9 protein-coding genes and 1 pseudogene are annotated in these 12898 nt (G+C 61.5%); 1 reads left to right on the forward strand and 9 read right to left on the reverse strand.

Annotated features, from left to right (window positions below; genetic code table 11):
- Positions 1-107 precede the first annotated feature (107 nt).
- The 8 genes and pseudogenes from H1204_RS22560 to gltA form a co-directional block, all read right to left on the reverse strand.
- The gene (locus H1204_RS22560) at positions 108-1331 is read right to left on the reverse strand and encodes an acyl-CoA dehydrogenase family protein (RefSeq protein ID WP_180732978.1); all 1224 of its coding nucleotides are present in this window, start codon (positions 1329-1331) and stop codon (positions 108-110) included.
- A 257-nt stretch (positions 1332-1588) separates the two neighbouring features.
- The gene (locus H1204_RS22565) at positions 1589-2317 is read right to left on the reverse strand and encodes a cysteine hydrolase (protein WP_180732980.1); all 729 of its coding nucleotides are present in this window, start codon (positions 2315-2317) and stop codon (positions 1589-1591) included.
- 108 nt (positions 2318-2425) lie between these two features.
- Positions 2426-3016, reverse strand: a complete 591-nt coding sequence (locus tag H1204_RS22570) for a TetR/AcrR family transcriptional regulator (RefSeq protein WP_042308980.1) — start codon at positions 3014-3016, stop codon at positions 2426-2428.
- Between the two features lie 216 nt (positions 3017-3232).
- Positions 3233-3559 (reverse strand): HdeA/HdeB family chaperone, encoded by a 327-nt coding sequence (locus H1204_RS22575; RefSeq protein WP_180732981.1) that lies wholly within the window; start codon positions 3557-3559, stop codon positions 3233-3235.
- Positions 3560-3781: 222 nt separating this feature from the next.
- Complete coding sequence (locus H1204_RS22580) at positions 3782-5365, reverse strand: AMP-binding protein (RefSeq protein WP_180732983.1); 1584 nt, start codon at positions 5363-5365, stop codon at positions 3782-3784.
- Between the two features lie 243 nt (positions 5366-5608).
- Positions 5609-6352, reverse strand: coding sequence for a DUF2278 family protein (locus H1204_RS22585; RefSeq protein WP_180732984.1), 744 nt, complete (start codon positions 6350-6352; stop codon positions 5609-5611).
- Between the two features lie 44 nt (positions 6353-6396).
- Positions 6397-8675 (reverse strand): annotated as a pseudogene (locus tag H1204_RS22590) (amylo-alpha-1,6-glucosidase).
- A gap of 1202 nt (positions 8676-9877) precedes the next feature.
- Positions 9878-11179, reverse strand: coding sequence for a citrate synthase (gene gltA / locus H1204_RS22595; RefSeq protein WP_180732985.1), 1302 nt, complete (start codon positions 11177-11179; stop codon positions 9878-9880).
- A 406-nt stretch (positions 11180-11585) separates the two neighbouring features.
- Here gltA and H1204_RS22600 point away from each other — a divergent pair, with 406 nt between their 5' ends.
- On the forward strand, positions 11586-11987 hold the full coding sequence (locus tag H1204_RS22600) for a hypothetical protein (RefSeq protein WP_180732986.1): 402 nt from the start codon (positions 11586-11588) through the stop codon (positions 11985-11987).
- A gap of 15 nt (positions 11988-12002) precedes the next feature.
- Here H1204_RS22600 and H1204_RS22605 read toward each other — a convergent pair whose 3' ends face one another.
- On the reverse strand, positions 12003-12785 hold the full coding sequence (locus tag H1204_RS22605; RefSeq protein WP_180733270.1) for an alpha/beta hydrolase: 783 nt from the start codon (positions 12783-12785) through the stop codon (positions 12003-12005).
- Positions 12786-12898 lie beyond the last annotated feature (113 nt).

Raw genomic sequence — 12898 nt, forward strand, 5'->3', positions numbered from 1 at the left:
GAACGTAACGTTTGTATTGTCGAATGCGGCGCTTGCGCGCCGCCACGAAGAAATCGGCACATCGATATGCCGTTGCGCGCTATGCGCGCTGGCGCGAGCGAATCGCCCTAGAAAACACGGCCTTCCGTCAGATGCGTCGTCACGCCGTTCAGTTCGTAGTCGCCGATCACGCGTGCTTTATGCAAAAGCGGGTTGTGGCTGAAGAGGGTGCGCAGATTGCGCCAGTGACGATCGAAGTTATGCGCACGCGATGTCGCCGACGCGCCGCCCGCTTCGAACATGCGCTCGGCCGCATACAGCGCGAGCTTGCTGACGATCAGTTGCGTGCGCGCCGTCGCAAGCGCGCCTTCCAGCACGCGTCCCTCCGCATCGGGCTCGCCATTGCGGATCGCCTGCGAAGAGCGCTCCAGCACGCGCGCGTTGTCGCGCACCAGCACGTCGATCGTATGGCTGTGTGCCGTCAGATCGCCGATCACCTGCTGGATGAACGCGTCTTCGCGCGCCGATGGCGCGGGACTGTGCAGCGCGGGACGGCCATGCCGCAGCACATACCGCCTGGCATCGGCGACGACATTGCGCACGATCCCCGCGCCCACTGCGACGAGATGCAACTGCCGCAGCGCGCCGCCGTGACGGCCGGACAAGGTGGTCTGCACGCGCGGCGTAACTTCGTCCGCAAGCACCAGCAGGTTGTCGAATTCGAGGCTGCCGCTTGCCGTCATCCGTTGTCCCATGCCATCCCAGTCGTCGAGCACGCGAAAGCCTTCGCGTTTGACAGGCACGATGGCGACCACGGGATTGCCGTTCTCATCCTGCAGGTTCAGCCGCGCGAAATCGGAGAACGCCGTGCCCGTCGCGTAGTATTTGCGGCCGCTCAAGCGGTAGTGCTCGCCGTCTCGGCGCAGTTGCGTCGTGATCTCGCCGGGGCGTGACGTGCCCAGTTCCGTCGAAGCGCCACCGAAAATCGCGCCATCGGCCACGCGCTCGATCTGCAACGCGTTGAACGCCGTGCGCGGCTGAAGCAGCAACGCCTCGGTCTGGTCGAAATGAATGCGCAGCGCGTGCGCGAGGTTGCTTTCCCCGGCAGCGAGCGTGGCGATCACATCGAACACGTCTTCGAGCGAGCCACCCAGGCCGCCCCATTCGACAGGCAAGCGCAAACGCCCGAGCCCCGATTGCCGGAACAGCGCGAAGCCGTCGGTTGGCAACTCGCGCTGCGCCTCGCGCGACGCAGCGCCTTCACCGATGGCTTCCGCGAGCGCGGGCAAGCCGGCGAGCGTCGTCTGAAGGCGTGCACGTGCGGCACGATCCGTGAGGTCTTGAGCGGACATTCGTGGTTCCTTGTACTGGACATGCAGACCGGCATGAGCATGCCGGGCGTCGACGTTTCGTCGACCAATAAACGTGCCAGTATAGGGATGCATTCTTTGTCGGTTAACGACCGATTTTCACTTTCGTTATTCGCGTGAGTGCAATGAAGAAACCACGCGTTGTCATCGTTCAATGTGCAGCGAAGCAACGCACGCAGCCGACGATCCAGCAGCGAAAGCGCAGCAAACGCTGCGCATCGGATTCGTGCCGGGTCCGCTCAGGACGTGAGTTCCCGAACCGTCTGCTCCGTCGTCAAAAGCGCGTGCGCGAGATAACGGAAGTTGATGATCGCGGCCAGATAGCCATCGCCGTCCGGCAATCGAGGACCTGCAGTAGCGTCACGCACCACGGCAACTTCGAACCCTTGTTCGATCAACTCGCGCAAGTGCGATTCGATACAAAGATTCGCCGCCATGCCGGCGAGAATGATCTGCGACACGCCCTTCTTGCGAAGTTGCAACGCGAGGTCGTTCGTTTCCGGCCCATACACCTTATGCGGCGATGCGATGATGGTTTTGCCGTCGAGGATGTACGGCTTGTACTCGTCAAGAAAGTCCGCGCCCGATCCCTCGAAATCCTCGAGCGTGTTCGGCCCTTTGCGGTCGAACATGCAGATGTTGTGCATCACCTTTTCCAGCGGACCGCCAAAATGCCACTCGTGGTCGCACGGATAGTAATAGTGCGGCGAAACCGCCACGGTGAGGCCAACCTGCTTCGCCGTCTTGAACAGCTGCCCCAGATTTGCGACCGTATTGTTCTCGGTGATGCTCGGTCCGAATACCGACCAGCTCGCCCCTGACGGGCTGAGGAAATCATTCTGCGGATCGATTACCACCAGTGCCGCCCTCGCGGGGTCGAGTTTGAAGCCCGTCTGCGGCAAAGCCGGATTCGCAGGATCGGCGTACGGATTTGCGTTCTCTTGCGCTGGCTGGTTCGTGTTACTCATAAAACTCTCCATATAAAGGTCACCACATAGGAACACCGCAACCGCGCAATGCATGGACGCACGCAAAACATAGATGACCGGTCGCTTTATAAAACAGGCAAAAAAAACTTAACGAAGCAGCCGCGGCAATACGACCTTCTCGAAACGTTCGTATGCGTTGCCGCTCTGCTCGATCTTGCCGCGCATGGCTGCGCCTTCGTATGCCTCGATCACGATCGCCGCGAGTTCGTCCGCGTTCTGCTTGCGGTCCAGTTCATTGCGCTCCTGTGCCTCGCGCAAGCAGGCTGCAAGTGCCTCTTGCCAGCGGGCGAGCAAGGCGAGGAGTTTCGAGCGCGCCTCGTCGCTGGCGTTCGACAGTTCCAGTGACAGGTTGCCAATCAGACAACCCAACGCGAAGTCACTCTTGCTGTGATCGTCCGTCAATGCACGGAAGAATTTCGCAATGCGCGCGAGCGGCCTGATTCGCGCGTCGTACAGAATCGGACCATGGCGGTCTTCGATTGACTGCCAGTAGTCTTCGAGAATTTCGGCCGCAAACATTTCCTTGCTTTCGAAGTAGTTATAGAACGAGCCCTTCGGCACGCCCGCAGCCGTCGTGATGTCCTGCACGCCGCAGCCGTTGAAACCACGGTCGTGAACCACATCGCGCCCTACTGACAGCAGACGCGAACGTACTTGAGGATTGGCAGGACGTGGCAACTTCGTGATCTCCGTTGAGTCGATGGATAACAAGATAACTGGTCATCTATTTATTGTCAACCTCGTCTGCCCTCCACACACATACTCGAATCCCGCCACGTTCAACTGCTCCGTTGACCAATGAAACTTGACCGCCTGCATGCCGGAGATAGTGAGCGTAACGGGAGCCTGATGCGTGCTGCCGAACGACTTCGGCCAGAGCCGCCGGCAGTGTCATTACGAATGCTGGAAGAGCGAAATCTTCTTCGCCTTGATCATGGACCTGACTTTCGACACAAATGGAGTCTGCGGATCTTTGCTGCATGCTTCGGCTACGGTCTCCGCAGCGGGATGCGCGGTATCGACGACCATCGTATCCGTCTCCTTGATACCGAGCTTGTCGACACCGGCGACCCAATAAACGAGAGCCGGTCGATACACCTCATCGACGGAGACATAATCGGCGCAGGTCATTTTTGCGGGCGTCACTGTCTTTGCCTGCGCACTAGCCGCTTGAGCGGCAACCAGACAGACCAGGACCATCAGGATTTTCGAGGGCTTCATAAGACACTCCATGAATTGAGAAAGCGAGAATCGTCGCAAGCGTTGCGACTGCGGGGACGATTAACCGGCATGTGTCAGCCGGTATGACCGTGCATCGTAAAGACGCTGAATTAGCTCTGCATGAGTCGATCGCGAAGACCTTTTGCTTTGCTATTGCGCTTCTCCCGTGTGCACGAGTGGGCATGTTCATCTCCTCACGCTGATGGCATGCCCCTGATTGCATCAACGGGCGCCAAGGCGCTCGCTCATCGGCCGATGCGCACGGAGCGGCGGCTTGTCGATGGCGGCACGCGGCTGAGCGAACAGCACCGTTTCGATCGCGGCTCTGTCCACCTTGCCCTGTTCAGTGAGCGGTATCGCGCCAGCCTCCGACAACCTGACCGCGTTCGCCACCAGATCGCCGAACGCGGCGTTCAGGGCACGCGTGCATCGCGCGACATCCACTCGCTGTCCGGCCCAGGGCTCGACGACGGCATTCCATGCATGCTCGCCATCCTGGGTATTCGCCGCGAATGCCACGGCATAACGCACGTCTGGTAACCGGCAGAGAACATCTTCGATATGCACGGGACCGATGGTGCGCTGATCGATTTCCGCGACGTCGGATGAACGGCCAATCACATGAAGATAACCACCATCGTCGATCAAGCCGACGTCGCCCGTCAGGTACCAGCCGTCCCTGAACTTCTGCGCGCTTTCGACAGCCTGATTCCGGTATCCGTGCGCCACGGCAGCCGACCGGACCTCGATGCTGCCGGGGTGCCCGTTGGCCGCGAGCGAACCGTCGGCGCAGCGCAAACGCACCTCGACGCCAGGCCGGATACGCCCGGCGCTTTCCAGACGCGCCGGATTCGTCGCATAGTCGGGTGGCGGCAGTACGCTGACGAGTCCCGCTTCGCTTGCGCCATACATATGCGCGAGCACCGGGCCGAGACGCCTGGCCGCGCGTTGCCGCAGGGCCGCCGGCGCCGAGCCACCCACATGCGCAATACAGCGCAGCGACGACAGATCGCGACGGCTGACGTCCGGGTGATCCATCATCTCGAAGAGTTGAGGCTCGACGAGAAAGACATCCGTGATCCGTTCAGACTCGATCATTGCGAGCGTTGCCGTCGCACTGTACTCCCGTTCGAGCACGACACTCCCGCCGCCGATCAAGGTCGTATCGAGCAGGACTTGCGACAGGTACGCGAGCGGACCATTGATGAGTTGACGACGCTTCGCGTCGCGCGCCGACACCACCATCGCGGAATATGCGGCAAACGAGCGGCGACTCGCTTTCGGCACGCCCGTCGTGCCGCCTGAGGAAACGATCACCGCGAGTTCGTGCGGCATCGCCCGGCTTTCGAGCGGTTGGTCCGACTGCACGCTGGCGAACCTGTCGAGATGCACCCATGGGCTCTCGTAGCCGATGGAAACGATGCGCTGATCGACTGCATCGCGAACCAGATGGGCGGTCTCCGGAAACACGACGATAAGGGTCGGTCTGATTCGCGCGAGCAGGTTCGCGCGGCTTTCGGCACTCGCCAGCACAGGCAGGAACATGGTGGCCGCACCGAGCAGGTTCGCCGCATAGCGAACGGCCAGCGCATCGGGGCGATTCGGCGCATGGAGCGCGACCACCGCGCCCCGGCCTATGCCGAGTGCGCCGAGCGCCCGGGCATAGCGGAAAATCGCGCTGCGCAACTCGCCTCTCGTGACGTCTTTTCCCTGATAGCGGATGACGGGTTGATAGGCGCGCGTTTTCAGTTCGCTCAGTAATGCATCGACATACGGGCGATGGATCGTTTCTGCTTTGGCTTCCATGTCGTTCTCCTGCTGTGGCGTCCCGCATCCGGGCTCGGTGGAGAACATCTTGCCTTTGCAGAATGAGACGGGAATTAGAGAACGGGAAAGACGGATGCGACGCGGTGGATGGATTTCTGCTCACACCGGACGCGAAGGTCCGACGCCGCGAAAGACGGCGGACGGGAAGCCGGGTCACTCGATCGTCTTCAAGGACCCCAACGGCAATCTTCGAATTGATGGCGGCCGACTGAAATCCAGACACTAGCCGAGAATCGGATGCGATGTGCCGGGAATCGGCCAGCCCCGGTTGTCGGTCGGCACGAGCTGGGTCTGAAACGCGACGAACAGCGCCTGGAAGCGCCCGTCCACTTCGACCATCACCGCGCCGTCCTGAAACGTGCCGTTCTCCGACGAATGATCCCTGACGCCGCTGCCGGGCTGCGGCTTCGGATTGCCCTGATTCATATGCGTTTCGTGCAAGCCGTCGTGCTCGGGCTCGAACAGGAAGCCGAAACCATACACGGTGACGTTCTTCGTGGGCTTCCAGCCGCGCCGCATGTCGTTGCCGCTCTTGCCGGGATACAGATAGTCGACGGGCGCCGCCGACATATCCAGTTGCAGCATGTCGTTGACGAGCGCGTTGATGTCGTTCTGCTCGTTCGCCGTATCGAGCGTGATGGGCCGCATGGTCGACAGATCGACCAGACGCGGATCATGCACATAGTCGAGCTTCGGAAACCCGGCCTGCGTCAGGCCAGGCGGCAGCTTCGCGAGATCGGCCACCATCGGGTGGTCGAAATACTGGCTCCACGAATACAGCACGTGATAGCCAGCCGGCCCCGTGAGCGAACTGTCCGATTTCACATTCGTGACAAGCCTGAATTCTCCGCCCGCCGGATCATCGACGACGATCACATAGTGCGGATCGCCCTTGTAGCCGTCGAGAAAAGGCACGCCGAGCTTCAGCGCGCCCTTGAACACGACATAGACGTTCTGTTGCGGCATATCGCGCTCCGTCGAAGGCCCAAGGGCCGATCTCCGCTGCCGGCTTATAGCAGCGCGATCACCCGCACATCGCCCTGCTCCGCCGACGCCACGACCTTGCCCGCCACGCGCCGGAACGTGATCGACACCGACGCGTCGCCGACGCGCAGATCGCCGATCTCGAGCCAGTCGATGCCTTCGGGTAACATGGGCTGCTCGATCAGCACTTCGCGCTTTTGCGCGTCGATCGTCATGCCCAGACACGCTTCGAGCATCATGAACGGCGAGCCGGCCGCCCATGCCTGCGGCAGACACGCGACGGGGTACGCCGTGGGCGGTTCGCCGCGACGGCGCGGGAAGCCGCAGAACAGCTCGGGCAGACGCATGTCGAAGTTGACGGCCGCCTGGAAGAGCGCCTGCAGCAGACGCACGGCCGCCGCCTTCGCGCCGTAGCGCGCGAGACCACGCGCGCAGAGCGCGTTGTCATGCGGCCAGACCGAGCCGTTGTGATACGCCATCGGATTGAAGCGCGGCTGGCCCGCCGCCAGCGTGCGCACGCCCCAGCCCGTGTGGAAGAGCGTCGATTCGAGCGCGCGCGCGACGGCCTCGCCGCGTTCGCGCGAAGGCAGCCCGAACGCGAGCAGATGACCCGCGTTCGATGCGAGCACGCGGCACAGATCGCCCTTGCCGTCGAGCGCGATGCCGTAAAACTTCGAATCGTCCATCCAGTACTTGTCTTCGACGCACGCGCGGATCGCCGTGGCGCGCTGCGTGTAGCGCACCGCGTCGTCGGACTGGCCGCGCAGCATCGAGAACTGCGCCATCGTGTCGAAGGCGGCGCTCGCGTAGGCCTGCACCTCGACGAGCGCGATCGGCCCTTCGGGGAAGCGTCCGTCCGCGTGGAAGACGGAGTCGTGACTGTCCTTCCAGCCCTGGTTCGCAAGACCGCCGTCCGATGCGCGCTGATAATCGAGCAGCCCGTAGATATTGCGGTCGCATACGCCCGCCACCCACTTCGCCGCGCGTTCGAGCGCGGGCCACAGCTCATCGACTAGCTGCGTGTCACCCGTGCGCGCCACGTAGGCGCCCGCGAGCACGATGAAGAGCGGCGTCGTATCGACGCCACCGTAATACAGCGCGAACGGCACCTCGCCCGTCGCCGCCATTTCGCTGCGGCGCATTTCGTGCATGATCTTGCCGACGGCGGCGTCACGGAACGCGGAATCTTCCATCGCCTGATGCTCGGCGAGAAAGCGCAGCACGCCGCGCGCAAGGCCGGGTTGCAGCCACAACATCTGCAGCGACGTGATGACCGCGTCGCGCCCGAAGGGCGTCGAGAACCACGGAATGCCTGCATACGGATACGGCCCGCTGGCGAGATCTGTTGTGAGCAGATTCAGGTCCGCCTGCGAGCGGTCGATCCACGCATTGAACAACGGGTTGCTCGAACGCACGCGCGCCGACGCGCGGCGCCGCTCGCGCATCACCAGGTGGGCATCGACGAGTGCCGCGCGCACGGCCGTGCGGCCCACGCGCGGCCGCGCCGCGTCGACCTGCGAGACGTGCAGTTCAGTCACGGTATGCGTCGATTGCGGCACGTGGATGTCGGGCTCGCCCTTGTGCGCCGCGACCTGCACGGCCACTGACAGATAGATCGACACGCACGCCTGGGCGGGCAGCTTCACCGAATAATCGGCGCGGTCGGCGAGCAGCTTGTCGGGCATCGGCGAAAATGCGACGCGCACGTGGCGCGCCACGTCGTCGAGACCGATGTAGCCGAGCAGCACTTCGTTCTTGTGCACGCGTGGCGTTTCGACCTTGCCCTGCTTCGCGCGCTTCAGGCCGCGCACTTCGAACATGTCGCGGAAGTCGCTGGCAAACGAGATGGACAGCGGCACGACGGCGTCTGTCGTGCCGTAATTGGTGAGTTCGATCGCTTCGTTCATCACCGTGCCCGACAGCACGCGCACGCGCTCGACGTGAATCACGCCCTCCGGCGTGCTGCTGCCGCCGAGCGGCGGCAGCGGACGGTTGGTCAGATGCGCGGTGAATGAGGTGTTGTCGCTGCTGACGCTGCCTGACAGCAGCGACGGCGCGCGTCCGCCAAAGGTCAGACGCAGCTGCGACAGCACGCGGGTGTCGTTGACGAACAGGCCGTCGTCGTGACCTGTGACGTCGCCGAGGGATCGTTGACGATAAACGTGCCGCCCGACTTCAGCACGTGCTGGGTCGCGCTCGCGACGTTCAGGTTTTCAGGCGCGATGAACGCGCCGTCGTTTTCCTCGCCGCGATAGTCCACGCCGCCCTGATGGGACAACCCGCCGAGTGCTTCTGGATCCTGCATCAGCTTGCTCCTGTGCTAGTGGTGCTAGTGGCTTCGTTTCGGTGATTGTAGAAGGTTCGTGGGTTACGACAGGGGATAGTGGCGCAGGTGCCCCGATTCTTTATGATTTTTTTCATTGAAACGCCACAATGCGGGGTTGTGCGGTTGCATGGCACGGGTCGTGCTGTCGGTTTTCTGGATGCTTCCGCTTTGCCAGTGTGCGCACTTGAGCATCGCCACAGGTGGCTAAAATATCGGGGAAATTGCTTCGCCGTCCTGTTGAACTGCAGATCGGTTGGCGTTTTGCTGGCATTCGCGGTTTGCGTTTGCGCTGGCATCCGCGGCTTGCCTTTGCGCTGGCATCCGCGATGCGTTAGCCTGCTTCATGCGTCGCCCCTGTGCGGGGCGGCACCTACTTTTCTTTGCCGCCGCAAAGAAAAGCAGGCAAAAGAAAGCGGCTAACACCGCCAGTCCTTGTGTTTGCCTGAGGGCCCCCGCAGGGTCTTACGCTTCACACGGCAATCACGTGACTCATGTTAGTTGCCAGCGCTCTTGCATGGCTCATCACCCGCTTCACACCCCCGCGTTACAGCATGCCGTGCCGGATATTCTTCCGCCGCCAAGGTGGCAAACTGTGTGTAGGCCCCAGGTGCTCCACATGCCTCACTCCGGACCGATAGCGTACGCGTTCCACCCTGTTAGAGCGCTACCCCATACGACGCGACAACCTACACACAGTTTGCCACCTGGGCGGCACATACCATTCGCTGCCGCTTGGCCGAGTACGGGTATTCGAAGCGGGTGAGGCGCTCATTAAAAGCGTTGGCAACGCGCGTGAACGAGTGCGCTGCCGTGTGAAGCGTAAGACCCGTTGGGGCCCTCAGGCAACAACTAGCGCTGGCGGTGTGAGCCGCTTTCTTTTGCCTACTTTTCTTTGCGGCGGCAAAGAAAAGTAGGTGCCGCCCCGCATAGGGGCGACGCTTGAAGCACGCTAACGCATCGCGGATGCCAGCGCAGAGGCAAACACCGCATCGCGGATGCCATCACAAACACAAGCCGCGCATACCGTCACGAAGCCAAATCAAACAACCGTCGCAGACAAAAACCACAAAGCAAAAAAAAAGGCGCCACTCCCCTCATGCGGAAGCAGCGCCTACGCTTTCACCCAACACCGCGGATAGCGGCATCCAAAAGCGAGCCCAAATAATGAGAACGAATACCCCTCACCGCCGCGCGATCGGCATCGCCTCACGCTGCGTCTCGCCAACAAACAACTGCCGCGGACGCCCAATCTTCTGCTCAGGATCAGCGATCATTTCATTCCACTGCGCGATCCACCCCACAGTACGCGCAAGCGAGAAAATACAGGTAAACATCGCAGTCGGAATGCCCAGCGCACGCTGCACGATACCCGAGTAAAAGTCGACGTTCGGATACAGCTTGCGCGACACGAAGTATTCGTCTTCCAGCGCGATCTTTTCCAGCGCCATCGCGAGCTTGAACAGCGGGTCGTCATGCAGGCCCAGTTCGTTCAGCACTTCGTGGCAGGTCTCGCGCATCAGCTTCGCGCGCGGATCGTAGTTCTTGTACACGCGGTGACCGAAACCCATCAGCTTCACGCCCGAGTTCTTGTCCTTCACCTGCTCGATGAACTTCGGAATGTTGTCGACGGAACCGATCTCTTCCAGCATGTTCAGCGCCGCTTCGTTCGCGCCGCCGTGCGCCGGGCCCCACAGACATGCGATACCCGCCGCGATACACGCAAACGGATTCGCGCCCGACGAACCCGCCAGACGCACCGTCGAAGTCGACGCATTCTGCTCGTGGTCTGCATGCAGGATCAGGATGCGGTCCAACGCCCGGACCAGCACTTCGTTGACCTTGTACTCCTCGGCCGGGTTCGAGAACATCATGTGCATGAGGTTCGCGCTGTACGACAGATCGTTGCGCGGATACACGAACGGCTGGCCGATCGTGTACTTGTAGGCCATCGCGACCAGCGTCGGCAGCTTGGCGATCATGCGGATCGCGGACACGTCGCGGTGCGTCGGGTCGGAGATATCGAGCGAGTCGTGATAGAAGGCCGACAGCGCGCCAACTGCGGCAACGAGAATCGCCATCGGGTGTGCGTCGCGGCGGAAGCCACGGAAGAAGAAGTGCATCTGCTCATGCACCATCGTGTGCTTCGTGACGGTTTCCTCGAATTCCTTCTTCTGCTGCACAGTGGGCAATTCGCCTTTCAGCAGCAGATAGCACGTTTCGAGAAAGTCCGCATTTTGCGCGAGGTTCTCGATCGGGTAGCCGCGATACAGCAGCTCGCCCTTGTCGCCGTCGATATACGTGATCGCCGAGTTGCACGATGCTGTCGACATGAAGCCCGGATCGTACGTGAATTTGCCCGTTTGTCCGTACAGCTTGCGAATGTCGATCACATCCGGACCCAACGATCCTTTATAAACCGGCAGTTCAATCTTTTCGTCGCTATCGGAAAACGACAGCGTGGCTTTAGTCGTTGATACGTTCATCAGGAATTCCTTTCGACATTGCATTGCTCTGAACATGCGAGGCCGGATGTGCAGCGCCTCACGCGCACATCGAACAACAAACGTGCGCGCCGGCTAGTACGCGTTTTGCCGCACCCGGCAGCCGTCAGCATTTTAAGGCGCGCACAGCGTTTGATTGCATCCCTCATGCGCAACAATCCATCTCGCACCAAGCAATACTCGACCAGCCGGCAAGGCTTTCCACCGACAGACAAATGAAAGTAAGCGCACCCGCAGCAACAATGTTTTGCTTCTACACGGGACGCCAAACGCAATCGCGTCTGAGATACTGAATCTGTGTTTAGCTTCCCCTGCAAACACAATGCTGTCTTGGACCCGCCGTTAAAGCGGCGGGTCATTTTTAGAGTCAGACATAGGAATAACCACAATGAACATGAACATCGACACGCTCTTTCCCGCGACCGAAGAAACCGAAGACACCGTTGTCACGGCGCTGAACCACCAGGACATCGTGCTGGCGTTGTCGGCCGCTCTCACCTCGGAAAAGGTCGCCGTGCTGCACATGCTGTATCCGCGCACGGACGCGCGCACGCACCGCAGCCTCGATGAACTGGTGGACCGTCTGCATGGACATGGCCTGCATCAGGTCGCGCGGCTCGTTTCGCAGGAAGCGCACTATCTCGTGTTCAAGGAACCGGCGAAGGCGTGGAAGGCATTCAACGAAATCCGCCACGACTCGCTCGCGATCGGCGTGCATCTGTACTACTGCGGCCTGATCGGCGAAGGCGCCGAGCGCGCGCTCGACATCGACGCGCACGCCAAAGACTGACGCATCAAAAGAAGCTCAACGCGTGCCTTGAATGAACGCGTCGACGAAACGGTTGAAGGCGGCAGGATGTGCGAGGTTCATGCCATGCGATGCGCCCATCACCGTTTCGCGCCGCGCATCCGGCAGCCATGACGCGAGCGTTTCGGCCGTGCGCCGGAACATCAGCGGACTCTTCTCTCCGTCGATCAGCAACACGGGACACTTCACGTCATTCGCGCTGTCAGGCGTATAAGCCGGCAGTGGATCGCGGAACTGGCGCGCGAGCGTATGCGCGTTGTCCGTCGCCATGCGCCGGAAGCCCGGTGTGCTCTTTGCCCAGAAACCCGGGCGGCTCACGGAATCGACGAACAGTTGCAGGCCCGCGTCGACCTCGCCTTCTTCGATCAGTTGCGCGGCACGCGCACGCAGCGCATTGACCGTCTCCGGCAAGCTCGCCGGCGCGCGCCCCGCGATTTGCAACGGCCCGCCGGGATCGGCGAGCGTCAGTGTCTTCACATGCTGCGCATGGCGCCGCGCGAAGTGATACGCGACACAGCCGCCGCGCGAATGACCCACGACATGCGCAGGCCCTGCGTCGAAGCGCTCGATGAACTGCGCGACTTCATCCGCATGACTGCTCCAGCTGAACGGGATCGCGGCGGGCGTTTCGACTGCGGGCCAGTAATGCGTGAGGCTCACGGCCACGCATCGATAACGCTTCGACAGACCCGCGAGTTGCGGCTCCCAATAGCGGTAATCGCATAGCGAGCCATGCACGAAAAGCAGCAGTTCGCCGTCGCCCTGTTCGACGTAGGGCATGCGCAAGCCGTTGGGCGGTTCGATGGAAAGCGTGGATGAAGCGGAAGTCTGATTCACTGAAAGAGGCAAATGAAAAGGCGCGCATTATCCATGAAATGCGCGCCGTAAAGGCC

The organism is Paraburkholderia sp. PGU19 (assembly GCF_013426915.1).
Lineage (GTDB): Bacteria > Pseudomonadota > Gammaproteobacteria > Burkholderiales > Burkholderiaceae > Paraburkholderia.